Source organism: Sphingomonas sp. BK235 (assembly GCF_004345855.1).
GTDB lineage: Bacteria > Pseudomonadota > Alphaproteobacteria > Sphingomonadales > Sphingomonadaceae > Sphingomonas.
Genome location: NZ_SLXN01000001.1, coordinates 580,611 through 605,217 on the forward strand (window position 1 = coordinate 580,611; position 24,607 = coordinate 605,217).

General features: G+C 71.3%; 19 protein-coding genes. 8 read left to right on the plus strand and 11 right to left on the minus strand.

All coding sequences use genetic code 11. From position 1 onward, the window contains the following. Positions 1-106: 106 nt before the first annotated feature. From EV292_RS02695 to EV292_RS02725, 7 genes are read right to left on the minus strand one after another with little or no spacing between them, the layout of a single operon-like run. Positions 107-907 (minus strand): RNA methyltransferase, encoded by an 801-nt coding sequence (locus tag EV292_RS02695; RefSeq protein WP_132907623.1) that lies wholly within the window; start codon positions 905-907, stop codon positions 107-109. A gap of 21 nt (positions 908-928) precedes the next feature. Continuing rightward, positions 929-1,198 (minus strand): HPr family phosphocarrier protein, encoded by a 270-nt coding sequence (locus EV292_RS02700; RefSeq protein ID WP_132907624.1) that lies wholly within the window; start codon positions 1,196-1,198, stop codon positions 929-931. Beyond that, positions 1,195-1,602, minus strand: a complete 408-nt coding sequence (locus tag EV292_RS02705) for a PTS sugar transporter subunit IIA (protein ID WP_132908155.1) — start codon at positions 1,600-1,602, stop codon at positions 1,195-1,197. Before EV292_RS02705 ends, EV292_RS02700 begins: the two co-directional genes overlap by 4 nt. A 29-nt stretch (positions 1,603-1,631) precedes the next feature. Continuing rightward, positions 1,632-2,564 (minus strand): RNase adapter RapZ, encoded by a 933-nt coding sequence (gene rapZ / locus EV292_RS02710; RefSeq protein WP_132907625.1) that lies wholly within the window; start codon positions 2,562-2,564, stop codon positions 1,632-1,634. Continuing rightward, the gene (locus tag EV292_RS02715) at positions 2,528-2,956 is read right to left on the minus strand and encodes an aldolase (RefSeq protein WP_132907626.1); all 429 of its coding nucleotides are present in this window, start codon (positions 2,954-2,956) and stop codon (positions 2,528-2,530) included. The genes rapZ and EV292_RS02715 overlap by 37 nt, the downstream gene beginning before the upstream one ends. Continuing rightward, positions 2,953-4,530 carry a stimulus-sensing domain-containing protein gene (locus tag EV292_RS02720; protein WP_132907627.1) on the minus strand — a complete coding sequence of 526 codons (1,578 nt, stop codon included), beginning with the start codon at positions 4,528-4,530 and terminating at the stop codon, positions 2,953-2,955. Before EV292_RS02720 ends, EV292_RS02715 begins: the two co-directional genes overlap by 4 nt. Beyond that, positions 4,499-5,203, minus strand: coding sequence for a response regulator transcription factor (locus EV292_RS02725; protein WP_132907628.1), 705 nt, complete (start codon positions 5,201-5,203; stop codon positions 4,499-4,501). The genes EV292_RS02720 and EV292_RS02725 overlap by 32 nt, the downstream gene beginning before the upstream one ends. 178 nt (positions 5,204-5,381) lie before the next feature. Here EV292_RS02725 and EV292_RS02730 point away from each other — a divergent pair, with 178 nt between their 5' ends. Beyond that, complete coding sequence (locus tag EV292_RS02730) at positions 5,382-6,989, plus strand: phosphoenolpyruvate carboxykinase (RefSeq protein WP_132907629.1); 1,608 nt, start codon at positions 5,382-5,384, stop codon at positions 6,987-6,989. A gap of 34 nt (positions 6,990-7,023) precedes the next feature. Here the strand turns inward: EV292_RS02730 and EV292_RS02735 are convergent, their stop codons facing one another. After that, entirely contained in the window at positions 7,024-7,611 is a 588-nt protein-coding gene (locus EV292_RS02735) for an alpha/beta hydrolase (protein WP_132907630.1), read from the minus strand. A gap of 182 nt (positions 7,612-7,793) precedes the next feature. Between EV292_RS02735 and EV292_RS02740 the strand changes: the two genes are divergently transcribed. The 3 genes from EV292_RS02740 to EV292_RS02750 all read left to right on the plus strand — a co-directional run bounded on the left by EV292_RS02740 (position 7,794) and on the right by EV292_RS02750 (position 12,798). Then, positions 7,794-8,930: a thiolase family protein gene (locus tag EV292_RS02740; protein ID WP_132907631.1), complete on the plus strand. Its 1,137-nt coding sequence runs from the start codon at positions 7,794-7,796 to the stop codon at positions 8,928-8,930. 1 nt (position 8,931) lies between these two features. Further along, positions 8,932-11,259, plus strand: coding sequence for a 3-hydroxyacyl-CoA dehydrogenase/enoyl-CoA hydratase family protein (locus EV292_RS02745; protein WP_132907632.1), 2,328 nt, complete (start codon positions 8,932-8,934; stop codon positions 11,257-11,259). A 237-nt stretch (positions 11,260-11,496) separates the two neighbouring features. Then, positions 11,497-12,798: an outer membrane protein transport protein gene (locus tag EV292_RS02750; protein WP_132907633.1), complete on the plus strand. Its 1,302-nt coding sequence runs from the start codon at positions 11,497-11,499 to the stop codon at positions 12,796-12,798. A 279-nt stretch (positions 12,799-13,077) separates the two neighbouring features. Here the strand turns inward: EV292_RS02750 and EV292_RS02755 are convergent, their stop codons facing one another. Further along, a complete protein-coding gene (locus EV292_RS02755) occupies positions 13,078-16,374 on the minus strand; it encodes a helicase-related protein (protein ID WP_132907634.1) in 3,297 nt (1,098 codons plus the stop codon). 91 nt (positions 16,375-16,465) lie between these two features. Here EV292_RS02755 and EV292_RS02760 point away from each other — a divergent pair, with 91 nt between their 5' ends. Next, a complete protein-coding gene (locus tag EV292_RS02760) occupies positions 16,466-16,864 on the plus strand; it encodes a hypothetical protein (RefSeq protein WP_132907635.1) in 399 nt (132 codons plus the stop codon). 159 nt (positions 16,865-17,023) lie between these two features. On the opposite strand, the gene EV292_RS02765 is transcribed toward EV292_RS02760, so the two are convergent. Further along, a complete protein-coding gene (locus EV292_RS02765) occupies positions 17,024-17,812 on the minus strand; it encodes a DeoR/GlpR family DNA-binding transcription regulator (protein ID WP_132907636.1) in 789 nt (262 codons plus the stop codon). After that, a complete protein-coding gene (gene glpD, locus EV292_RS02770) occupies positions 17,809-19,353 on the minus strand; it encodes a glycerol-3-phosphate dehydrogenase (protein ID WP_132907637.1) in 1,545 nt (514 codons plus the stop codon). Before glpD ends, EV292_RS02765 begins: the two co-directional genes overlap by 4 nt. Positions 19,354-19,463: 110 nt before the next feature. Between glpD and EV292_RS02775 the strand changes: the two genes are divergently transcribed. Genes EV292_RS02775 through EV292_RS02785 form a run of 3 tightly spaced genes read left to right on the plus strand, consistent with a single transcriptional unit; the run spans position 19,464 to position 24,575 of the window. After that, the gene (locus EV292_RS02775; RefSeq protein WP_132907638.1) at positions 19,464-20,267 is read left to right on the plus strand and encodes an MIP/aquaporin family protein; all 804 of its coding nucleotides are present in this window, start codon (positions 19,464-19,466) and stop codon (positions 20,265-20,267) included. 11 nt (positions 20,268-20,278) lie between these two features. Further along, positions 20,279-21,778 carry a glycerol kinase GlpK gene (gene glpK, locus EV292_RS02780; RefSeq protein ID WP_132907639.1) on the plus strand — a complete coding sequence of 500 codons (1,500 nt, stop codon included), beginning with the start codon at positions 20,279-20,281 and terminating at the stop codon, positions 21,776-21,778. 55 nt (positions 21,779-21,833) lie between these two features. Next, positions 21,834-24,575 (plus strand): [protein-PII] uridylyltransferase, encoded by a 2,742-nt coding sequence (locus EV292_RS02785; RefSeq protein WP_132907640.1) that lies wholly within the window; start codon positions 21,834-21,836, stop codon positions 24,573-24,575. Positions 24,576-24,607: the final 32 nt, after the last annotated feature.

The following is a 24,607-nucleotide window of genomic DNA, read 5'->3' on the forward strand; positions in this document are numbered from 1 at the left end:
GATGAGCCTGTCGGCACACCTCGGTCGTGGAGGTTCTCTCTCCCGATCGCGCCCATCGTGCATGTGCAGACCCACACGCGAGCCTCGACTCCCGCGGTTGCCACTCTCACCTGCGATGCTGCGCCAGCACCTCATAGGCCATCACCGCGGTCGCCACCGCGGCGTTGAGGCTGTCGGCCTTGCCCCGCATCGGCAGCTTCACCAGCAGGTCGCACGCCGCCTCGTAAGCCTCTGGCAGACCTTGCGCCTCGTTGCCGGTCAGCAGGAAGGTCGGCGCGGCATAAGGCGCGTCGCGATAGCCGTTCTCGGTCTGCAGGCTCAGCCCGACGAGCTGCCCCGCGCCGCCGCGCAGCCACGCCAGGAACTCCCCCCAGGGCGCGCGCGCGATCGGCACTGTGAACAGCGCCCCCATGCTGGCGCGCACCGCCTCGGTCGAGAAGGGGTCGACGCACTCGTCGACCAGGATCAGCCCGCCCGCGCCGACCGCGTCGCCGGTGCGCAGGATCGTGCCGAGATTGCCCGGATCGCGCAGCCGCTCCGCCACCAGCCAGATCGGCGCGGCGTGGCGGTCGAGCGCGGCGAGCGGCGTCTCGAACGTCTCGAACACGCCTACCACCGCCTGCGGATTGTCCTTGCCCGACAGTTTGGAGAGAATGTCGGGGATGGTCTCGATCGCCTCGCCGCCGCGCGCCTCGACCGCCGCGACCAGCGCGAGCACCAGAGGATGGCGCGCGCTCGCCGCGGCGTAGAAGAGGTAGACCGGCACCCGCCCGGTCTCGCGCGCCTCGGTCAGGATGCGCAGCCCCTCGGCGAGGAACAGTCCTTCCTCGCGGCGGTGGCGCTTGTCGCGCAGGCCTTGGACTCGCTTGACCAGCGGGTTGGAATAAGCGGTGACGGTGCGGGGCATAAGCGTGGCGCGGCGCGGACCTCAGTCCTCGCCGAACTTGCCCTCGACCAAAGCGCACATCGTCGCGACCACGTCCTCGGCCGCATCGCCCTCGGCGCTGATCGTGATCTGGTCGCCCTTGGCGGCGCCGAGCATCATCAGCCCCATGATCGAGGTGCCCACCACCTCCGACTCGCCCTTGGCGACCTTCACCGGCGCGGGCTGGCCCGAGGCGAGCGTGACGAACTTGGCGCTGGCGCGCGCGTGCAGCCCGCGGCGGTTGGTCACCTCCACGGTGCGAGACACGGTCACGCCGCCGCCTCGCCGAGCACTTCGGACGCCACCGAGATATATTTGCGCCCGGCCTCGCGCGCTGCGGCGACCGCGGCGGTGACGGTCATCGCCTTGCGCGCCGATTCGAGCCGGATCAGCATCGGCAGGTTGATCCCCGCGATCACCTCGACCCGCCCGCGCTCCATCAGCGAGATGGCGAGATTCGAGGGGGTGCCGCCGAACAGATCGGTCAGCACGATCACGCCGCGCCCCGAATCGACCTCGGCGATCGCGCCGGCGATGTCGGCGCGGCGCGCCTCCATGTCATCGTCGGGGCCGATCGCGACGGTGCGCACCTGCGGCTGCGGACCGACGACATGTTCCATCGCGGTCACGAACTCGTCCGCGAGCCGGCCGTGGGTGACGAGCACCAGACCGATCACGGCTCCGGGCATGGGCTTCGATATGTCGTTCATTGACGCGATGGTCGTCCTTCGAGCGCATCCTGCGGTGCCGCCGCCAGGTCACGATGCGTGATGGTGGGACAAAAGCCCGCCTCGCGCAACCGACGACCAACCCGCTCGGCGACGTGCACCGAGCGGTGCTTGCCGCCGGTGCACCCGAAGGCGACGGTGACGTAGGGCTTGCCCTCGGCGTGATAGCGCGGGACGAGCAGCAGGAGCAACTCCTCGATCCGGCCAACTGCCTCATCATAGGCCGGATCCGCCGCGACATAGGCGGCGACCTCGGGATCGAGCCCGGTGCGCGGGCGCAGCTCGGGCACCCAGTGCGGGTTGCGCAGGAAGCGCATGTCGAAGACCAGGTCGACCCCCGCCGGCACGCCGCGCGCGAAGCCGAACGACTCGACCGTCAGCGTCGTGCCGACGGTGCCGTCGCGGCGGAAGGTGCGGCGGATCTCCTGCGCGAGCTGGTTGCTGCTCAGCCGCGTCGTGTCGATCAGCCGGTTGGCGCGCGCGCGCAGCGGCTCGAGCAGCCGCCGCTCCAGCGCGATCCCCTCCACCGCGGGGCGATCGTCGGCGAGCGGGTGGCGCCGCCGCGTCTCGGCGAAGCGGCGCGCCAGCTCGCCCTCCGCGCAATCGAGGAACAGCATGCCGACGTCGACGCCGGGCTCCTCGCGCAGCTGCTCGAAGCGGCGCAGCACCGCGGCGGGATCGAAGTTGCGCGTGCGCGTGCCGAAGCCGAAGGCGAGCGGGCGGGGCGTCTCGCCGCTGTCGGGCGGCAGCGCGACGACGCGGGTGAGCAGCGACAGCGGGACGCTGTCCACCGTCTCCCAGCCCATGTCCTCCAGTGTCTTCAGCACGGTGGTGACGCCCGCGCCCGCCATCCCGGTGATCAGCAGCACCTCGGTCACGACGGCATCTCCCTCAGCCGCGCCAGCGCCCATTCCACCTTGATCGGTGCCGAGGGCCAGCGCGGATCGATCACCAGCTCGGGCACCGCGACGCCGGCGATCTCGACGTGGCGGGGGCAGGGCATGCGCTCGCCCTCCTCGCCCAACGCTACCACCAGCGCGACCGGGGCGACCAGCCGATACGGGCGGTCGACGATCCCGATCCCGCGCACCTCCATCTGCCCCGCGATGGTCGCGGGCGATCCCGCCACCAGCGCGGTCCCGTCCTGCACCAGCTCGGTATAATCGTCGGCCACCAGCTCGGCGCCGCGGTCGATCAGCCGCAGCGCGAGATCGGACTTGCCCGCCCCCGACGGGCCGGTGATCAGCACCGCGCGCCCGCCGAGCGCGACCGTGGTGGCGTGGAGCGTGACGCGCGCGGTCATGGCGCGGTCGCTGGCTCGGCGAGCGGCAGGCGCACGACGAAGCGCGCGCCGCTGAGCCGATCGTCGCGCGACTCGACCCCGATCTGCCCCTGGTGGCCGTCGACGATCGTGCGCGCGATCGCGAGGCCCAGCCCGCTATGCTCGCCGAACCCCTCCTGCGCCGGGCGGACCGAGTGGAAGCGCTGGAAGATCGCGTCGCGCGCGTCCTCGGGCACGCCCGGCCCCTCGTCCTCGACGCGCACCTCCAGCATCGAGCGGTCGCGCCGCGCCGCGACGCTGACCAGCCCGCCGTCGGGGGAGAAAGAGATGGCATTGTCGATCAGGTTGGCGAAGACCCGCTCCAGCCGCGCGCCCTCGCCGAGCACGCGAAGCTGGTCGTGATCGCGCGCGTCGAGCCGCAGCCGCACCCCGCGCGTCACCCCGCGCGCCTCGCGCTGCGCCACCATCGCGGCGAGCATCGCCTCGACGTCGACCGGCTCGAAGGTGGCGCGGCTCAGCTGCGCGTCGAGTCGCGACGCGTCCGAGATGTCGCTGATCAGCCGGTCGAGCCGGTGCACGTCGTCGCCGACGATCGCGAGCAGCTGCGCCTGCGCGGCGGGATCGCGGACATGGCCGAGCGCGTCCACCGCCGAGCGCAGCGACGCCAACGGGTTCTTGAGCTCGTGCGTGACGTCGGCGGCGAAGGCCTCGGTGGCGTCGATGCGCGCGCGCAGCCCCAGGCTCATGTCGCTGAGCGCGCGCGCGAGCATACCGATCTCGTCGCGGCGCTCGGGCAGCCGCGGCACCACCACCTCGCGCGCGCGGCCGAGCCGCACCCGCACCGCGGCGCGCGCCAGCCGGCGCAGCGGCTCGACGATGGTGCGCGCGAGGAACAGCGACAGGCCGATCGAGATCGCCGCCACCACCAGGAGCACGACGCTGAGCCGGAAACGCTCGAGCCGAACGCGCTCGGTGATGTCGCGCGCGTTGACCGCGGAGAGCAGCGCGCGCCCGCCGGGCAGCGGCGCGGCGGCGGTGATCACCGGGGTGCGGTCGGGCGCGCGCCAGACGGTGACCGCGCTCGGCGCGCCGCCGAGCACCGCGCGCACGTCGGGCCAGTGCCGGCCGTCGGCGCGCTCGCGATAGCCCGGCGCGAGCGGGGCGCGGACGATGCGGTCGATCGCCGCGTCGAGGAAGCGCGCGCTGCGCTTGGCGGGCGGGTCGTCGTCGGGATCGTCGAGCCGGAAATTGGCGACGCCGAGCGCGCGCGAGTCGCTGATCGCGGCGCCCGCCGCGTCGTACAGCCGCAGCCGCGTGCCCGTGTCGGTGGCGAGCCGCGCCACCAGCCAGTCGCGCCGCGCGTCGGGGATGGCGGTGAGCGCCTCCGCCATCAGCCGCGCCTCGCGCACCGCCTGGGCGGCGCGATCGTCGAGGATGCGGCTGCGGAACGTGTCGAGGTAGAAGAAGCCGCCCGCCAGCAGCAGCAGCGCCAGGATATTGACCGCGAGGATGCGCGGGGTGAGCGAGACCTTGCCGGACCAGGAGCGCGCCTGCTCGGCGGCGTCACTCCTCCGAAAAGCGGTAGCCGGCGCCATACAATGTCTCGATCGAGTCGAAGCCGGCATCGACCTCGCGGAACTTGCGGCGGACGCGCTTGATATGGCTGTCGATGGTGCGGTCGTCGACGTAGATGTCGTCCTGATAGGCCGCGTCCATCAGCTGGTTGCGCGTCTTCACGATGCCGGGGCGCTGCGCCAGCGTTTCCAGGATCAGGAACTCGGTGACGGTCAGCGTCACGGCCTGGCCGTCCCAGCTGACGCGGTGGCGCGCCGGGTCCATCACCAGCCGCCCGCGCTCGATCGGGCCTTGCGCGGCGGCATCCTCGCTCTCCGCCGCGGGCGCGCCCTCGGTGCGGCGCAGGATGGCGCGGATGCGCGCGATCAGCAGCCGCTGGCTGAACGGCTTGGCGATATAATCGTCCGCCCCCATCGCCAGTCCGAGCGCCTCGTCGAGCTCATCGTCCTTGCTGGTGAGGAAGATGACCGGCACGCGGCTCTTCTCGCGCAGCCGGCGCAGCAGCTCCAGCCCGTCCATCCGCGGCATTTTGATGTCGAAGATGGCGAGATCGGGGGGATTGTCGGTGAGCGCCTTGAGCGCGGTCTCGCCGTCCGAATAGACCCGCGTGAGAAAGCCCTCGGCCTGGAGCGCGATCGACACCGAGGTGAGAATGTTGCGGTCGTCGTCGACCAGCGCGATCGTGGCGGTCATCGGTGGGTCCGGGTCATGCCAGCGGGGTAATCCAAAGCGCGCGCGCGCTCAATGGCGCGCGACGAAGCGCGCGGGACGGGTGTTTAACATGTTTGACGCATCCGGCGGCTAAGCGTAAAACATGTTTAGCAGAGGCCGGTCGGCGACGGCACGGCGGCACGAAGAAGAGGATGGACCATTGAGCGATCGCATTCCGGACGCCGGGCTCGAGGCGCAGGGCATCGAGACGCGCGCCACGCTCCACTGGAACCTGGTCACCGCGCGGCTGGTCGAGGCCGCGGTGGCGCGCAACGAGGGCAAGCTCTCCGCCGATGGCCCGCTGGTGGTGGAGACCGGGCAGCACACCGGCCGCTCAGCGCAGGACAAGTTCATCGTGCGCGACGCCGAGACCGAGGCGAGCGTGTGGTGGGGCAAGTCGAACAAGGCGATGACGCCCGACCATTTCGCCGCGCTCAAGCAGGATTTCCTCACCGCGCTGCGCGCCAGGAGCGACCTGTTCGTGCAGGACCTGTACGGCGGCTCGCAGCCGGGCCACCGCGTCCGCGTCCGCGTGATCAACGAGCTGGCGTGGCACAACCTTTTCATCCGCACCATGCTGGTCCGCCCCGAGGAGCGCGAGCTCAAGAGCTTCGTCGCCGATTACACGATCATCGACCTGCCGAGCTTCCGCGCCGACCCGGCGCGCCACGGCTGCCGCAGCGAGACCGTGATCGCGGTGAACATGAGCGAGAAGCTCGTGCTGATCGGCGGCACGCGCTACGCCGGCGAGATGAAGAAGTCGGTGTTCGGCATCCTCAACTATCTGCTGCCGCCGACCGGGGTGATGCCGATGCACTGCTCGGCGAACATGGGCGCGGACGGGCGCACCGCGGTGTTCTTCGGCCTGTCGGGGACGGGCAAGACCACGCTGTCGGCGGATCCCAAGCGCACGCTGATCGGCGACGATGAGCATGGCTGGTCCGACGACGCGGTCTTCAACTTCGAGGGCGGCTGCTACGCCAAGATGATCCGGCTCTCACCCGAGGCCGAGCCCGAGATCTTCGCCACCACCAAGCGGTTCGGCACCGTGCTCGAGAATGTCGTGATGGACGAGGTGACGCGCCAGCTCGACCTCGACGACAATTCGCTCGCGGAGAACAGCCGCGGCGCCTATCCGATCGACTTCATCCCCAACACGTCCGAGCGCAACATGGGCGGTACGCCGCGCAGCATCGTGATGCTGACCGCGGACGCTTATGGCATCTTGCCGCCGATCGCCAAGCTGACGCCCAATCAGGCGATGTACCACTTCCTGTCGGGCTATACCGCGCGCGTCGCCGGCACCGAGATGGGCGTGACCGAGCCCGACGCCACTTTCTCCACCTGTTTCGGCGCGCCGTTCATGCCGCGCCACCCGTCGGTCTACGGCAATCTGCTCAAGGAGCGGATCGCGCGCGGCGGGGTCGATTGCTGGCTGGTCAACACCGGCTGGACCGGCGGGAAATATGGCGTGGGCCATCGCATGCCGATCAAGGCGACCCGCGCGCTGCTCGACGCCGCGCTGGACGGCAGCCTCAACGACGTCGAGTTCCGTACCGACCCGAACTTCGGCTTCAAGGTGCCGGTCGCCGTGCCGGGTGTCGACGGTGCCATCCTCGACCCGCGCGCGACCTGGGCGGACAAGGCCGCCTATGACGTCGCCGCGGCGCGGCTGGTCGACCTGTTCAACGACAATTTCTCGCAGTTCGCGGACCATGTCGACCAGGGCGTGCGCGACGCCGCCCCCAAGACCGTTCCCGCGCTCTGAGTCCAGACGGTGCTGACCGCGGCGCGCGCGGCGGTCAGCGTCGGCCGATCAACGCCTCCGCGCGCGCGACCTCGTGCGCGACGACCTGCTTGGTGACGCGCAGGAACAGCCGCTGCGCCTGCTGCCATGCGCCGCGTTCGGCCACCACGCTGCGCTCGCGCCGCCCCGCGACGAGCTGGCTGCCCCAGCCCTCGACCGTCGTGCGGATCGCGGCGGCGTCATGCTGCGGCTGGATCACCACCGAGGGGAAGGGGAGCAACGTTCCCGGTGAGGCGAACAGGCCGGGGTCGCCCTCCACGCCGGTGTCCTCACTGCGCGGCGCGAACAGCAGCGCGCCGGCGACCCGCGACACATAATCGGCGGGCGACAGCCGCCCCCACCAGGCGCTGGCGGCACAGCCCAGCCCATCGGCGACGAGCAGCACCGGCCGCTGCGTCGCGCACACCGCCTGGTCGAGCCGGGCGGCCCAGATCTTGCGCTCGGCACGCGAGCGCACCGACAGCGCCAGCGCGCGCGGATCGTCCGCGGGCCAGCCGAACATCGTCTTCCAGGTCGGCACGGGGCGCGCCGAATCGGCGATGGTGAGCACGGCGAAAGGGCCCGAGTCGGCGATGGCGAACATGGTCGTCTCCCACGGGGGTCGGCGCGGCAGCGTAGCCGAGTCGCCATCACAGGCGAGTCCAGATGCGCTTGTCATCGCACCAGTTCTTCTTTCACCGCGGCGAAACGAGCCGATCGCGGCTTGAGCGCGCATTGACGTTGACGTAAGCGGCATCCAACGAACTCGGACTCGAGAGGTATGAGATGAGCAACGTCGTGATCGCCGGCTATGCCCGGTCGCCCTTCCAGCTCGCGGGCAAGGGCGAGCTGGCGCGGGTGCGCCCCGACGACCTCGCCGCGCAGGTGATCCGCGGGCTGCTGGAGAAGACGAAGGTCGATCCCGCCGCGATCGAGGACATCATCCTCGGTTGCGCTTTCCCCGAGGGCGAGCAGGGGCTCAACGTCGCGCGGCTTGTCGGGCTGCTCGCCGATTTGCCGCTGTCGGTCGGCGGCATGACGGTGAACCGCTTCTGCGGCTCGTCGATGAGCGCGATCCATATCGCGATGGGGCAGATCCAGATCGGCGCGGGCGAGGCGTTCATCTGCGCCGGGCTCGAGTCGATGAGCCGCATCCCGATGGGCGGCTACAACCCGCTGCCCAGCCCCGAGCTCGCCGCCAAGAGCCCGGGCGCGTACATGGGGATGGGCCAGACCGCTGAGAACGTCGCCCAGCAGTACCAGATCACGCGTGCCGAGCAGGAGGCATTCGCGGTCAAGAGCCAGCAGAAGGCCGCCGCGGCGCGCGGCGAGGGCCGCCTCGCCGACGAGATCGTGCCGATCCGCACCAGGAAGGGCGAGGTGACGCAGGACGGCATCATCCGCCCCGAGACCACTGCCGAGGTGCTCGCCGGGCTCAAGCCCGCGTTCAGCGCGGACGGCTCGGTGACCGCCGGCACCTCCTCGCCGCTCACCGACGGCGCCAGCGCGGTGCTGGTCACCTCGGAGGAGTTCGCGGCCAAGCACGGGCTCAAGGTGCTGGCGCGGATCGTGTCGGTCGGCGTGGCGGGCTGCGCGCCCGAGACGATGGGGCTAGGGCCGATCGGCGCCTCGAGGAAGGCGTTGGAGCGCGCCGGCATCGCTGCGGCCGACCTCGACGTGGTCGAGATCAACGAGGCGTTCGCCAGCCAGGCGATCGCCTGCATCCGCGACCTCGGGCTCAAGGACGAGACGATCAACCTCGACGGCGGCGCGATCGCGATCGGCCACCCGCTCGGCGCCACCGGCGCGCGCATCGTCGGCAAGGCGGCGGCGCTGCTCGAGCGCGAGGGCGGCCGTTACGCGCTGGCGACGCAATGTATCGGCGGCGGGCAGGGCATCGCCACGGTGCTGGAGCGCGCGTGACATGAGCGAGGCTGTGAAGAAGGTCTGCGTCATCGGCGCGGGCGTGATGGGCGCTGGGATCGCCGCGCAGGTCGCCAACGCGGGCGTGCCGGTGCTGCTGCTCGACATCGTGCCCAAGGACGCGACCGACCGCGATGCGGTCGCCAAGGGCGCGGTGGCGAAGATGCTCAAGACCGAGCCCGCGCCGTTCATGTCGACCGCCGCGGCGCGGCTGGTCGAGACCGGCAACATCGACGACCATCTCGACCGCGTCGCCGAGTGCGACTGGATCGTCGAGGCGATCGTCGAGCGGCTCGACATCAAGCAGGCGCTCTACGCGCGGCTCGAGCAGCTCAAGCGCCCCGGCACCGCGGTGTCGTCGAACACCTCGACGATCCCGCTCGGCCGTCTGGTCGAGGGCCGCTCGGAGCAGTTCCGGCGCGATTTCCTGATCACGCACTTCTTCAACCCGCCGCGCTACATGCGGCTGATCGAGATCGTCCGTGGCGCCCACACCGACGCGGCCGTGGCGGAGAAGGTCGAGGCCTTCGTCGACCGCTTCATGGGCAAGCGCATCGTCCGCGCCAAGGACACGCCGGGCTTCATCGCCAACCGCATCGGCACCTATTGGCTCGCGGTCGCGTTCAACGCGGCGCTCGACCAGGGGCTGACGGTCGAGGAGGCGGACCAGATCGGCGGGCGGCCGATGGGCGTGCCCAAGACCGGCATCTTCGGGCTGATCGACCTTGTCGGGATCGACCTGATGCCGCTGCTGGCGAAGAGCCTCTCCGCGACGCTGCCCGCCGGCGACCCCTATTTCGCGACGGTGCGCGACCTGCCGCTGGTCGATCGCATGATCGCGGAGGGCTATACCGGCCGAAAAGGCAAGGGCGGTTTCTACCGGCTCGACAAACGCCCCGACGGCAGCCGCGGCAAGCTGGCGATCGATCTCGCCAGCGGCGACTATCGTCCCGAGCAGAAGCCCGCCGCGCTGCCGCCCGCGGCGGAGAAGGACCTCGCCGCGCTGGTGACGGTGCCGGGCAAGATCGGCGACTATGCCTGGACGATCCTCGGCCAGGTGCTGAGCTACGCCGCGATGCTGGTCGGCGAGGCGGCCGACGACGTGGTCGCGATCGATGACGCGATGAAGCTCGGCTACAATTGGAAGTTCGGCCCGTTCGAGCTGATCGACCGGCTCGGGCCGGGCAAGCTGGTCGAGCGGCTGCGCGCCGAGGGCCGCGCCGTACCCGCGATCCTCGACACCGCGGGCGAGCGGCCGTTCTACCGCGTCGAGGGCGGGGTGCGGCAGTATCTCGGCGGGGACGGCGCGTACCATGACGTGCCGCGCGCCGAGGGCGTGCTGCTGCTCGAGGACGTCAAGCGTCGCTCGGCACCGGTCGCGACCAGCGCCTCGGCGGCTTTGTGGGACGTCGGCGACGGCGTGCTCTGCCTCGAGTTCACCGCCAAGATGAACGCGCTCGACGGCGAGGTCGCCGCTTTGATCGAGCAGGCGGTGGCGCTGGTGCCGAGCCGCTTCAAGGCGCTGGTGATCTACAACGAGGGCAGCAATTTCTCGGCGGGCGCCAATCTCGGCTTGGCCTTGTTCGCGGTGAAGGCGGGCGCCTGGGGCGAGGTGGAGAAGCTGGTCGCGGCCGGGCAGCGCGCGTTCAAGGCGCTCAAATACGCGCCTTTCCCGGTGGTGAGCGCGCCCTCGGGGCTGGCGCTGGGGGGCGGCTGCGAGGTGCTGCTCCACTCGGACGCGGTGCAGGCGCACGCCGAGAGCTATGTCGGGCTGGTCGAGTGCGGCGTCGGGCTGGTGCCGGGCTGGGGCGGGCACGGCGAGCTGCTCGACCGGCTCGCCAAGCTGCCGACGATGCCCAAGGGGCCGATGCCCGCGGTGATGAAGGCGTTCGAGCTGATCTCGACCGCGCAGGTCTCCAAGTCCGCGGCACAGGCCAAGGAGATGGGCTTCCTGCGCGTCACCGACGGCGTGACGATGAACCGCGACCGCCTGCTCGCCGACGCCAAGGCGCGCGCGCTGGCGCTGGTCGACGGCTACCGGCCGCCCGAGCCGCCGGTCTATCGCCTGCCCGGCGAGAGCGGGCGGGTCGGCATCGCGGGCGCGGTCGCCGACTTCCACCGCAAAGGCGTCGCCACCGACTATGACGTGGTGGTGGCGGGCCGGCTCGCCGAGGTGCTGACCGGGGGCGAGGCCGATCTGGTCGACGTGGTGAGCGAGGAGCAGCTGCTGGCGCTGGAGCGCGCGGCGTTCCTGGAGAGCGCGCGCGACGAGCGCACGCACGCTCGGGTGGAGTCGATGCTGATGACCGGCAAGCCGCTGCGGAACTAGGAGGCTGACTCCCGTCATCCCGGCCTTGCGCCGGGATCCATGGTGCCGCGGGTGCAACAGATGGCAAATACGCGGCGCGATGGATCCCGGGTCAAGCCCGGGATGACGAAAAGGGCGGCCGTAAGTCACTGAGAGCGCCCGACTGTCCACGCCACCGCGCATTTTCCTTCATCCCGCGTTCAGTCGCGCGGGCCGCAGGCAAAAACTACAAAAGCGTTACAAAAAGAGAGGTCGCTCATGTCTCCGTCGAAGAAGCTCGCCCTGTCGCTCACTGCCGCCGGCGGCGCGCTGGCGAGCGCCGGTGCCGCGCAGGCCCAGGCCTTCTATCTCCAGGAGCAGGCCGCGCGCGCCGCGGGTCGCGCCTTCTCGGGCGAGGCGGCGGATACCGGCGCGGCGTCGCTGTGGTGGAACCCCGCCGCGATCGGCGGACAGGAGCGCGCCGAGGCCACCGTCAGCGCCTCGGTGATCCTACCCAAGGGCAAGGTGAACGATCGCAACTCGCTGATCCGCCGCCCCGGCGGAACCTTCGCCCCCGTCGGTGGGGACGCGACCTCCGAGGATCCGATCAACAACGGTGTGCTGCCCTCGGGCGCGGTCGCGGTGCCGCTGACCGACCGGATCGCGCTCGGCCTCGCGGTCACCTCGCCGTACAGCTTCACCACCAATTACAGCAGCGACAGCTGGGCGCGCTACAGCGCCGACCGCACCTATCTGCGCACCTTCGACATCCAGCCTTCGGTCGGCGTCGCGGTGACCGACTGGCTGCGTGTCGGCGGTGCCGCCAATATCGAACATGCCGAGGCGAGCCTCACCAACGCTTTGCCCAACCTCGCCGCGACGCTGCCCGACGGCAGCCAGAAGCTCGCCGGCGGCGGCTGGGACGTCGGCTGGAGCGCCGGTTTCCAGATGCACAACGATTGGGCGACCGTCGGCGTCAGCTACAAGTCGGCGATCAAGCACAACCTGAAGGGTGACCTGACCGTCAGCGGCCTGCTCGGCCCGCTCGCGGCGAACAACCGCGAGATCCAGGGCGTCGACGCCAGCTTCTACACGCCCGCGCAGGTGATCGTCGGCGGCCGCTTCCGCGTGACGCCGGCGCTGACGCTCAACGCGCAGACGATCCGCTACACCTGGGAGAAGTTCGACGCGATCCGCCTCGGCGCGCCGGTCAACGCCGCGCTGCCCGAGAATTACCGCAGCACGTGGAGCTACGCCGGCGGCCTCGACTATGCCGTGTCGCCGCGGCTGACGCTGCGCGGCGGCGTGCAGCGCGCGCTCACCCCGACGCGCGACGGCGAGCGCGACGCGCGCGTCCCCGACGCCAACCGCTGGAACTACGCGCTGGGCGCCTCCTTCGACGTGACACCGAGCTTCTCGCTCGACCTCGCAGGCAATTACGTCGACTTCGCCGACACCACGATCGACCGCACCACCGCGGCCTATGCCGGGACCGCGGCGCAGACCCCGGTGCTGGTCAACGGCACGCTGACCGACGCGCGCGCTTTGGTGTTCTCGGCAGGCGGGCGCGTGCGCTTCTGAGGAAGGAAACGGGGGAAGAGCGCCGCTTCTTGTCCTCCGTTCGCTTCGACTAGCGATCGAGCCTGTCGAGATCGCGTATCGAGAAGGCGCCGCGCGGGTCCCTCTCGATACGCCGCCTCGGCAAGCTCGACGGCTACTCGAGGCGAGCGAAATTGACTTACCTGCGAACGGAAGCGGATCGCACGAAGCGATGCGGGCGAGTTCAGTTCGGTCTGAGCGCCGCGCAATGACTGCGTGCGAAAGCCGCCTAGCTCAGCTCGGCCGCCGGCGCCGCTTCCCTCACTCCGCCGCCAGCTCGCGCAGCAGCGCGCCGGCGCGCTCCAGCCGTTCGTGCGGCGAGTCGATCCGCTCGCGCAGCAGCAACCGACGTTCCTTGGCCTCCAGCCCGTGGGCGGCGGCATCGATCTCGACGCCCGGCCGCGGCGTCAGCGCGATCGCCGCCGGACCCGCCGCCACCGCCGCGATCCCCGCCGCGCGCGCGTCGACCCGTAGCCGCGCCACCGCCAGCAAGGTCCGCGCTTCCTCGGGCAGCGCGCCGAAGCGGTCCTCCAGCTCCTCCTCCAGGACGTCGAGCGCCTCGCCGTCGTCGATCCGCGCCAGCCGCGCGTAGATCGTCACGCGGATCTCCTCGTCGCGGATCCAGCTCTCCGGCAACCGACCGCCCACCTCCACTTGCAGCTCCGGCGTCCAGCGCTCCACCTCCTCGCCGCGCGCGCGGCGTAGCGCGCCCTCCAGCAGCTGCTGGTAGAGGTCGATCCCGATCAGCTTCATATGCCCGGCCTGGGTGTCGCCGAGCAGGTCGCCCGCGCCGCGCATGTCGAGGTCGCGCGCGCTGATCGCGAAGCCGGCGCCGAGACGATCGAACGCCTCCAGCGTGCGCAGCCGCTTCAGGGTGCGCGGCGCGATCTCGTGCTCGGGGTCGGTGACGAGCAGCACGTGCCCGCGCCGCGTCCCGCGCCCGACGCGCCCGCGCAGCTGGTGGAGCTGCGACAGGCCGAAGCGATCGGCGCGCCAGATCACCATCGTGTTGGCGCGCGGCACGTCCAGTCCGGCCTCGATGATGTTGGTGGCGAGCAGTACGTCGCCGTCGCCGCCGGCGAAGCGCACCATCGCCTCGTCGATCTCGGCCGCGGGCATCTTGCCGTGCGCCTGCACCAGCGACAGCTCGGGGACGAGCCGCGCGAGCTTATCGGCGATCCCCGCCATGTCCTCGATCCGCGGCACCACCACGAAGCTCTGCCCGCCGCGCGCGCGCTCGCGCAGCAGCGCGGCGCGCAGCGTCTCGGGGTCAAAGTCGCCCACGGCGGTGCGGATCGGCTGGCGCCGCGCCGGCGGGGTGGCGATGATCGAGAGCTGCTGCAGCCCGACCAGCGCGCTCTGCAGCGTGCGCGGGATCGGCGTCGCGCTCAGGGTCAGCACGTGGCCGGCGGAGAGCGCGCGCAGCTTCTCCTTGTCGGCGGCGCCGAAGCGCTGCTCCTCGTCGATCACCACCAGCGCGAGGTCGTGATAGTCGACGCCCTTGCCCGCGACCGCGCCGGTGCCGATCACGACTCGGATCGAGCCGTCGGCGAGCCCGGCCTTCACGCGCTTCTTCTCCGCCGCGCTGCTCAGCCGCGACAGGCCCGCCACCGCGATCCCGAGCGGCTCGAAGCGGCGCGCGAAGCTCTCCAGATGCTGGCGCGCGAGTACCGTGGTGGGCGCGGCGACCGCGACCTGCCGGCCCGCGAGCGCGGCGATCGCGGCGGCGCGCAGCGCGACCTCGGTCTTGCCATAGCCGACGTCCCCGACGATCAGCCGGTCCATCGGCCGTCCCGAGGCGAGATCATGGCGCACCGCCTCGATCGCACGCGCCTGGTCGGCGGTCTCGGTGAAGGCGAAGCCGGCGGCGAACCGCTCATAGGCGGCGGCGTCAGGTTCGAGCACCGGCGCCTCGCGCGACTCGCGTTCGCGCGCCACCTCCGTGAGCTGGCGCGCGCTCTCGGCGATGGTCGCGTCGATCTCGCCGCGGCGCTTCTGCCAGCTCGACCCGTCGAGCCGGTCGAGCGTCACCGCGTCGGCGTCGGCACCGTAGCGCCAGATGCGATCGGCCTCGGCGACCGGCACCAGCCGCACACCGTCGTCGGCATAACCGAGCTTGATCGCGTCGCCGTCCTCCTCGCCGGGGAGGCGCTCGAGACCGAGCACCACGCCGATGCCATGTTCCTCGTGCACGACGACGTCGCCGACGCGGATCTCGCCGGTCTCGAACAGGGCGAGATCGGCGGGGGCGGTGGCGAGGCTCTCGCGCTCGGCGCGGCTGCCGAGCAGGTCGGCGGCGGCGACCGCGACCACGCCGTCGCGCCGGAAACCGCGATCCGCGGGCAGCGCGAGCGCGACGAGCGCGCCCTTCTTCGCGCTGGCGACCTGCGCCCAGGAGTCGACCGGGGCGATCTCGTCCTTGAGCGCCTTGGCGACGCGGCGGCGCAGGAAGCGCAGGTCGCGATCGCTGCCGAGCAACGCCACGCGGTCGCCCTCCTCACGCGCGGTGCGCGCGAGCTTGGCGAAGGCACGCAGCGGCGCCTTGTGCTCGACGAAGCGCGGCGGCGGGTCACCGGCGCGATCGACGCTGGCCTGGTCGCGTGCGGCGAGTGCCCTTTCCCAAGCTGCCTCGTCGACGACGTCGGCGAGCGTGCGATGCGGCGATCTCTTGGCGGTGTCGGCGGCGAGCGCGAGGAACCGACGCCGCCGCTCCTCGGCCGCGGGACCGATCACGACCAGTGCGCCGGGGAGATGATCGAGCAGGGTGGTGGGATGATCGAGCCCCTCCTCTTCGGGGGAGGGGTTGTGGTGGGGCGCTTCCGCAGACGCGACGCTCGCGGCGGCGCACCACCCCCGATCGCCCCCCTGAAGGGGAGGGGAGTGTGTTACGTCCGGCTCCGACACGCGCCCCAGCTCGCGCTCGTCCAGCTCCTCGGTGGTGCGCTGGTCCGCCGGGTCGTAGCTGCGCAGGCCCACGACCTTGCCCTCGGCCACCTCGATCCGCAGCGGCTGCGGTGCGTCGGCGGGGAAGACGTCGAGCACCTGGCCGCGCAGCGCGACCTCGCCGGGCTCGTCGACGCGCTCGTCGACGACATAGCCGATTGCGATCAGCTCGTCGTAGAGCCGCGCGAGATCGAGCGGCGCGCCGCGCTTCACCGTCGGCGGCTCGGCCTCGAACGCCGCGGGGGGCGGATAAGCGCGCGCCAGCGCCTCGCCGGTGGTGACGCAGGCGAGGCGCGGCCGCTTGCCCTTCTTCTTCGTCAGCAGCCGCAGCCGCCGCAGTGCCGAGACCCGCTGGCCGACGTTGGCGGGGGAGGCGGCGGCCTTCTCGCCCGGCAGCGCGTCGCTGCCCGGGCAGAAGATGACGCAGGCAGCTGGCATCGCGGCGGCGAGCGCGTGCGTCAGCGAGAGACCGCGCGCCTCGTCGACGGTGGCGACGAACAGGTCTCGCTCACCGAGCAGCTCGGCCAGCGCGGCGGCGCTCTCGGCGACGCCCAGCTGCGGCGTCGGCAACGGGTCGGTCAGCGCGGGGAGCGCTGCCGCCTCTGTCTCGGTCATTCGGCTAAACCCCTGAAGTTAGGGGGCGGAACGAGCCTGAGGGGGCGGCGTTCCCTTGCCGGGCGGACGACGTGCGACGCGAGGTGGTGTGATGCTGAGGGCGAGCGTGACGATGGCGATGGTGGGGCTGCTCGCGGCCGCACCCGCGGCGGCGAAGCGCAAGACGCCGGATGCGGAGCTAGCCGAACTGCTCAAGGGCCGCACCGCCGAGCCGGCGGTGCGCTGCATCACGCCGACCACCAACGACTCGCAGCGGATCATCTCGGGCAAGGCGATCGTGTACGGCAACGGGCGGCGGATCTGGGTCAACGTGCCGATCGGCCGGCTCGACACGATGCGCTGGGACGACGTGCTGGTGACCGAGCGCTTCGGCGGGCAATTGTGCCGCAACGACCAGATCCGCGTCGTCGACCGCTTCTCGCGCGTGCCGCGGCCGATCCTGCGGCTGGGCGAGTTCGTGCCCTATGTGAAGGGACCGGCGCGGCGGTGAGGGGGCCAAGTTTCTTATTAGCGTCATCCTGAGCTCGTCTCAGGATCCACCGCGCCGCGTGTCCAGCGGCCGAGGTGTTCGCGGCACCTTGGATCCTGAAACAAGTTCAGGATGACGCCAAGGCATTGAAACGTCACGACAACGCAACGCGCCACCCGATCACCCCGCCTCGATCACCTGCACGCGATGCTCGTGGCAGGCGCGCAGCAGCTCCCCCGGGAGCGGCTGGTCGGTGACCAGATAGTCCACCATGTCGAGCCGCCCGACCCGCACCGGCGCCGCGCGCCCCACCTTCGAGGCGTCGACCACCAGGATCACCTGGCGCGCGTTGCGCGCGATCGTCTGGGTGACCTGCACCTCGTCCGCGGCGAAGTCGAGCAGGCTGCCGTCGGGGTCGATCGCGGAGGCGCCGATCAGCGCGACATCGACCTTGAAGCTCTCGATGAAGCGCATCGCCAGCGCCCCCACCACCGCGCGGTCGCCGCGCCGCACCTGTCCACCGACCACCACCAGCTCGATCCCGTCATGCCCGTCGAGCAGATCGATGACGTTGAGGTTGTTCGAGATCACCAGCAGGTCCCGGTGCGCCACCAGTTGCCCGGCGACCGCCTCGGTGGTGGTGCCGATGTTGATGAACAGCGACGCGCCGTTCGGGATCAGCGCGGCCGCGGCGGCGCCGATCGCCGCCTTGGCACCGGTCGCGACGCCGCGGCGCTTGGCATAAGCGAGATTGTCGACGCCGGAGGTGACGATCGCCCCGCCATGCACCCGCGACAGCAAGGCGCGCCGTGCCAGCACGTTGAGGTCACGCCGGATCGTCTGCGGGGTGACCTCGAAGCGCGCGGCGAGATCGTCGACCGTGACGCGCCCGGCGCCGCGCGCCAGCGCGAGAATGCGGCGATGACGCTCGGCGGCGGGGTCGCCGCCGTCGGGCGCGTCCGCGCTCACGCCGGCGCCGCGGCGCGTGCGAGATAGGCGTCGACCCGCTCGGCGGTGCCCGGCGGCACGTGGAGCCCGAGCTTGCTGCGACGATAGAGCACGTCCTCGGCGGTGCGTGCCCACTCGGCCGCGGCGAGATAGTCGAGCTCGCGCGCGGTGAGCCCGGCGCCGAACGCCTCGCCGAGGTCGGCGGCGGTGCGTGCCTCCCCGAGCAGCACGCGCGCCTTCGTTCCGTAAGCGCGCGCCAACCGGCGCAGCAGCGCGCGGTCGAGCGCGGGATAGTGGCGCGCCAGTGAGTCGACCAGCGACTCGAACCCTTCCGCCGGAAAGTCGCCGCCTGGCAGCGTCGCACCCGCGGTCCAGGCGCCCCCGGCTTCGGGGAAGCTCTCCGCCAGCTCCGCCATCGCGTGCTCGGCGAGCTTGCGATAGGTCGTGATCTTGCCGCCGAAGATGCTCAGCATCGGCGCATTCTCGTTGGCGCCGGCGGGGCCGCGATCGAGGTCGAGCACATAGTCGCGCGTCACCGCCGAGGCGCTGGCGGCCTTGTCGTCATAGAGCGGGCGGATGCCGGCATAGCTCCACACGATCTGCTCGCGGGTGACCGGTGCCTCGAAGTAGCGCGCGATCGTCTTGAGCAGATAGTCGGTCTCGTGCGGCGCGATCGCGGCGCGGCCGGGCGCGCCTTCCCACGGCTCATCGGTGGTGCCGATTAGGGTAAACGCGCCCTCATAGGGGATGGCGAAGACGATACGACGGTCCGGGTTCTGCAGCATGAAGGCGTGATCGCCTGCGTAGAGCCGCGGCACGACGATATGGCTGCCCTTGACCAGCCGCACCCCGCGGTCGTCGCGCGCATGCGGCACACGCGACAGGATGTCGGCGACCCACGGCCCGGCGGCGTTGACCACCGCGCGCGCGGTGAGGGTGCGCTCGCCGCCGGCACCCGCGCCCATGTCCGATAGCGTCGCGCGCCAGCCGCCGCCCGCGCGCACGGCGTCGACGAGGCGGGTGCGGGTGAGCACGGTGGCGCCGCGGTCGGCGGCGTCGCGCGCGTTGAGCACGACCAGGCGGCTGTCCTCGACCCAGCAGTCGGAATAGACGAAGGCGCGGCCGCGCTGGCGCAGGCCGTCGCCGCGCGGATCGTTCGCGAGCCGGATCGTCTCGGTGGCGGGCAGGCGCTCGCGCCCGCCGAGATGGTCGTAGAGGAACAGCCCGGCGCGCACCATCCAGGCCGGGCGCGGCGAGTTCGTCTGCGGCAGCACGAAGCGCAGCGGCCAGATGATATGCGGCGCCATCGCCCATAGCCGCTCGCGTTCGATCAGCGCCTCGCGCACCAGCCGCACCTCGCCATATTCGAGGTAGCGCAGCCCGCCGTGGATCAGCTTGGTCGAGGCCGAGGAGGTGTGCGCGGCGAGATCGTCCTGCTCCACCAGCGTCACGCGCAGGCCGCGCCCGGCGGCGTCGCGCGCGATCCCGGCGCCGTTGATCCCACCGCCGACCACCAGCAGATCCGTGTCGAACCCGTCGCGTGTCTCGTTCCCGCTCGCCATCGCGTGAATATGAGCCGCGGCTCCCGAGACTTCAAACGAAGATGTTGACGTTCGTTCGAACCCGGCGGACAAAAGTCGGCGACGGTCACCACGGCCGCGGGGAGAGGGACATGGCGGAGGAAGCGGCGCCGGCGGTCAGCACGCTGCGCGGCGAGCTGATCTCGGAGATGCTCGCGGTGGCGATCATCATCACGCTGGGCGACTCGGCCGCCGCGATGATCACGCTGTACGACCCGAGCCCCTATGCCACCGCTTATTGGGGCGTGTGCATCGCCTGGGGCCTCGCGGTGACGATCGCGATCTACGTCACCGGCGCGGTCTCGGGCACGCACGCCAACCCGGCGGTGACGCTGGCGCTGACGCTCTTTCGCGACTTCCCGCGGCGCAAGGTGCTGCCGTACGTGGCGGCGCAGGTGGCGGGCGCGATGATCGGCGCGGCGCTGGTCTATCAGCTCTTCGGCCCGGTGATCGACGCCTATAACACGAGCCACGCCCTCACCCGCGCACAGGGCGGCGCGGCGGGCGTGTTCTTCACCGCGCCGGGGCTTCACATCACCGCAGTCCACGCTTTCTGGGACGAGGTGGTGCTCACCGCGATCCTGCTGCTCGGCATCTTCGCCATCACCGACGAGTTCAACACCTCCGCGCCGATGGCCAATGCCAGCGCGCTGATCATCGGGCTGCTGGTGGCGTGCATCGGTGCGTCGGCGGGCTTCCTCGAGGGCTGGCCGATCAACCCCGCGCGCGACTTCGGCCCGCGGCTGTTCTGCTGGCTGCTCGGCTGGGGCGAGTCGGCCTTCCCCGGACCCGACCATTATTGGTGGGTGCCGATCGCGGGGCCGCTGGTGGGTGGCGTCGTCGGCGCGGGGCTCTATCAGTTTCTGGTCAAGCCGTATCTGCCGCGGCGACGCTGAGGAGAGGGACCATGGCCGATACCAAGAAGCACGTGCTGGCGATCGACCAGGGCACCACCTCCACCCGCGCGATCGTCTTCGACCGCGACGCGCACCCGGTCGCCACCGCGCAGACCGAGTTCGCGCAGCATTATCCCGAGGGCGGCTGGGTCGAGCACGACCCCGAGGACATCTGGCGCGACACGCTTCAGGTCGCGCGCGAGGCGATCGCGCAGAGCGGCGTCGGCGCGGCGGGCGTCGCCGCGATCGGCATCACCAACCAGCGCGAGACGGTGGTGGTGTGGGACCGCGCCAGCGGCGAGCCGATCCACCGCGCGATCGTCTGGCAGGACCGCCGCACCGCCAAGCTCTGCGCCGAGCTCAAGGCCGCGGGGCACGAGCCGGCGGTGCGCGCCAAGACCGGGCTGCTGATCGACCCCTATTTCTCCGCCACCAAGCTCGCCTGGATCCTCGATCACGTCGAGGGCGCGCGCGAGCGGGCGGAACGCGGCGAGCTGGCGTTCGGCACGATCGACAGCTTCCTGCTGTGGCGGCTGACCGGCGGGGCGGTCCATGCCACTGACGTCACCAACGCCGGCCGCACCCTGCTCTACGACATTCGCGCGCAGCGCTGGGACGAGGAATTGTGCCGCCTCTTCGACGTGCCGATGGCGCTGCTGCCCGAGGTCCACGACAACAGCCGGATCTTCGGCCACACGGCGGAGGGGCTGTTCGACGTCGCCATCCCGATCGCGGGCATCGCCGGCGACCAGCAGGCCGCGCTGATCGGCCAGGCCTGTTTCGACATCGGCATGGCCAAATCGACCTATGGGACCGGCTGCTTCCTGCTGCTCAACACCGGCACCGAGGCGATCGAGTCGGAGCATCGGCTGCTCACCACGCCGGCCTATCGGCTCGACGGCGCGATGACCTACGCGCTGGAGGGCTCGATCTTCGTCGCGGGCGCGGCGGTGAAGTGGCTGCGCGACGGCATCGGCGTGATCACCCACGCGCGTGAGACCAACGACATGGCGACGCAGGTGCCCGACAGCCACGGCGTCTACATGGTCCCGGCTTTCGTCGGGCTCGGCGCGCCGCACTGGGACCCGGACGCGCGCGGCGCGATCTTCGGGCTGACGCTCGGCGCGACCCAGGCGCATCTCGCGCGCGCCGCGCTGGAAGCGGTGGGCTATCAGACGATGGACCTCACCGCGGCGATGATCGCCGACGGCGGCGCCGCGCCGGCGACGATCCGCGTCGACGGCGGCATGGCGGCGAACGACTGGCTGTGCCAGTTCCTCGCCGACCTGCTCGAGGTGGCGGTGGAGCGGCCGGTCCATCTCGAGACCACCGCGCTGGGCGCCGCCTTCCTCGCCGGGCTGGCGACGGGGGTGTGGGCCGACCTCGACGCGGTGCGCGCCACCTGGGCGCGGCGCGACTGTTTCGAGCCGCGCATGGCCGCGGCGGACCGCGAGCGGCTGGTGGCGGGCTGGCAGGTCGCGGTGGCGAAGACGCTGACGACCGCGGGCTGAGCGCGGCGCGAGCGGGGGGGCGACGGGGGGCGGCGCACCGATTAAGAGGGCGCGCATGACCGGCCGCTTCGACCATCTCCCCCACCGCCGCCAGATCGTCGACCGGCGCGCGCTCGCCGAGGCCGCCGCGGCCTTGCCCGGCACCGACCCGGCGACGCTGCGCCGCGGGCTGAGCCAGTTGCTCCGCGCCGCGCTCGACGCCGGCCGCGCCGAGATCGCGCGTCGGCTCGCCGCGACGCCGTCGCGCGGGCTCGAGGCCGCCAACGCGCAGGCTTATCTGGTCGATCAGCTATTGATCGTGCTGGCCGAGGTGACGACGCAGCGGCTCTACCCGGTCCACAACCCGACCGCGGGCGAGCGGCTGCTGCTGATCGCGGTGGGCGGCTACGGTCGCGGCGAGATGGCGCCTTTCTCCGACGTCGACATCGGCTTCCTCACGCCCGGCAAGCAGACCCCCTGGGCCGAGCAGGTGATTGAGTCGATGCTCTACACCCTGTGGGACCTGGGGCTGAAGATCGGCCATTCCAGCCGCTCGCTCGACGAGATGGTGCGCCAGGCCAAGGCCGACGTGACGGTGCGCACCGCGCTGCTGGAAGGGCGCTACGTCTGGGGCGACGAGGCGCTCTACGTCGACGCGGCGAAGCGCTTCCACGACGACGTGCGGCACGGCACCGAGCGCCAGTTCATCGCCGACAAGCTGGCCGAGCGCAACGCGCGCCATGTCCGCATGGGCGACACGCGCTACGTCGTCGAGCCCAACGTCAAGGAAGGGAAGGGCGGGCTGCGCGACCTGCACGCGCTGTTCTGGATCGGCAAATATGTCTATGACGTGCAGCGCGCCGCCGAGCTGGTCGATATTGGCCTGTTCACCCGCGCGGAATATCGCTCGTTCCACCGCGCCGACAATTTCCTCTGGGCGGTGCGCTGCCACCTCCATCTGATCGCGGGGCGCGCCGAGGACCGGCTGACCTTCGACTATCAGCGCGAGATCGCCGAGCGGATGCGCTACGCCGCGCGGCCGGGGAAGCCCGCGGTCGAACGCTTCATGCAATTCTACTTCCTCCAGGTGAAGGCGGTGGGGTCGCTCACCGGGCTGTTCCTCGCGCATCTGGAGGAGCGGTTCGCGCGGCGCCGCTACGGTCTGCCGCGGTTGCGGCGATCGCCGCGCAAGCTCAACGGCTTCACCGTCGATCACGGGCGGATCGCGCTGCCCGACGACGACTTCCTCCGCGCCGATCCGGTACGCCTTGTCGAATTGTTCGCGCTGGCGGCGCAGCAAGGGAAGGAGATCCATCCGCTGGCGATGCGCGCGGCCACGCGCGACGCCAAGCTGGCCGCGACGGTGCGGCGCGACGCGCGCGCCAACGCGCTGTTCCTCGATCTGCTGGCAGGCGAGGCCGACCCCGAACTCGCGCTGCGCTGGATGAACGAGGCCGACGTGCTCGGCCAGTTCGTGCCCGATTTCGCGCGCGTGGTCGCGCAAATGCAGTTCGACATGTACCATCATTACACCGTCGACGAGCATACCATCCGCGCGCTCGGCCTGCTCAGCCGGCTGGAGCACGGCCAGCTCGCCGACGAACATGCGCTGCCCAGCGCGGTGATCGAGCAGATCGTGTCGCGCCGCGTTCTCTATGTCGCGGTGTTCCTCCACGATATCGCCAAGGGGCGCGGCGGCGACCATTCGATCCTGGGCGCCGAGGTGGCCGAGCGGCTCGGGCCGCGCTTCGGCCTCAGCCCCGCCGAGACCGAGACGGTCGCCTGGCTGGTGCGTCACCACCTGCTGATGAGCGCCACCGCCTTCCGCCGCGACCTCACCGACTTCAAGACCATCCTCGATTTCGCCGAGGTGGTGCAGAGCCCCGAGCGGCTGCGGCTGCTGCTGGTGCTCACCGTGGTCGACATCAAGGCGGTCGGTCCGGGGACGTGGAACGGGTGGAAGGGCCAGCTGCTCGGCGACCTGTACGACCGCGCCGAGGAGGTGCTGCGCCTCGGCCACAAGCAGAAGGGCCGCGGCGAGCGGCTGCTCGCCAAGCAGGACGGGCTGCGCGCCGCGATGAAGTGGAGCGAGGCCGACCTCGCCGCCTATGCGCACCGCCTGCCCGAGGCTTATTGGATCGCCGAGCCGGGCGACGTGCTGGCGCACAACGCCGCCTTCGTGGCGCGTGCGGGCGACGCGCTGCTGTCGATCGACGCGCAGGTCTATCCCGAGCGCGGCGCGACGCTGGTGACGGTCTATGCCGCCGATCATCCCGGGCTGTTCAGCCGCATCGCGGGCGCGATCCATGTCGCGGGCGGCAACATCATCGACGCGCGCATCCACACCACGCGCGACGGCATGGCACTCGACAATTTCCTCGTGCAGGACCCGCTCGGCCGGCCGTTCGACGAGGCGGGGCAGCTCGAGCGGCTCAAGACCGCGATCGAGGACGCGCTGGCGGGGCGCGGGAAGCTGACCGACCGGCTGCGCGCCAAGCCGCTGCCGCGCGCGCGCGCCGACGCCTTCCGCATCGAGCCCAACGTGCTGGTCGACAACAAGGCGTCCAACCGCTTCACGGTGGTGGAGATCGCCGCGCGCGACCGGCCGGCGCTGCTCAACCAGCTGGCGCACGCGCTGTTCGTGTCGAAGGTGACGATCCACTCGGCGCATGTCGCCACCTATGGCGAGCGCGCGGTCGACGTCTTCTACCTGACCGACCTCACCGGCGACAAACTCGCGCCGGGCGCGCGGCTGCGCGCGCTCGAGAAGCGCCTGCTCGCGGCCGCGGCGGGCGTGGCTTACGAGGAGGCGGCGTAGGAAGGCTCGCGCGAAGACGCGGAGACGCGAAG

Coding starts and splice junctions, on each gene's coding strand:
- EV292_RS02715 (WP_132907626.1), bottom strand. CDS start 2,956: ATGACCGCGCGCGTCACGCTCCACGCCACCACGGTCGCGCTCGGCGGG.
- EV292_RS02755 (WP_132907634.1), bottom strand. CDS start 16,374: ATGACCGAGACAGAGGCGGCAGCGCTCCCCGCGCTGACCGACCCGTTG.
- EV292_RS02785 (WP_132907640.1), top strand. CDS start 21,834: ATGACCGGCCGCTTCGACCATCTCCCCCACCGCCGCCAGATCGTCGAC.
- rapZ (WP_132907625.1), bottom strand. CDS start 2,564: ATGGGCGCTGGCGCGGCTGAGGGAGATGCCGTCGTGACCGAGGTGCTG.
- glpK (WP_132907639.1), top strand. CDS start 20,279: ATGGCCGATACCAAGAAGCACGTGCTGGCGATCGACCAGGGCACCACC.
- EV292_RS02750 (WP_132907633.1), top strand. CDS start 11,497: ATGTCTCCGTCGAAGAAGCTCGCCCTGTCGCTCACTGCCGCCGGCGGC.
- glpD (WP_132907637.1), bottom strand. CDS start 19,353: ATGGCGAGCGGGAACGAGACACGCGACGGGTTCGACACGGATCTGCTG.
- EV292_RS02740 (WP_132907631.1), top strand. CDS start 7,794: ATGAGCAACGTCGTGATCGCCGGCTATGCCCGGTCGCCCTTCCAGCTC.
- EV292_RS02745 (WP_132907632.1), top strand. CDS start 8,932: ATGAGCGAGGCTGTGAAGAAGGTCTGCGTCATCGGCGCGGGCGTGATG.
- EV292_RS02695 (WP_132907623.1), bottom strand. CDS start 907: ATGCCCCGCACCGTCACCGCTTATTCCAACCCGCTGGTCAAGCGAGTC.
- EV292_RS02720 (WP_132907627.1), bottom strand. CDS start 4,530: ATGGCGCCGGCTACCGCTTTTCGGAGGAGTGACGCCGCCGAGCAGGCG.
- EV292_RS02760 (WP_132907635.1), top strand. CDS start 16,466: ATGCTGAGGGCGAGCGTGACGATGGCGATGGTGGGGCTGCTCGCGGCC.
- EV292_RS02775 (WP_132907638.1), top strand. CDS start 19,464: ATGGCGGAGGAAGCGGCGCCGGCGGTCAGCACGCTGCGCGGCGAGCTG.
- EV292_RS02735 (WP_132907630.1), bottom strand. CDS start 7,611: ATGTTCGCCATCGCCGACTCGGGCCCTTTCGCCGTGCTCACCATCGCC.
- EV292_RS02725 (WP_132907628.1), bottom strand. CDS start 5,203: ATGACCGCCACGATCGCGCTGGTCGACGACGACCGCAACATTCTCACC.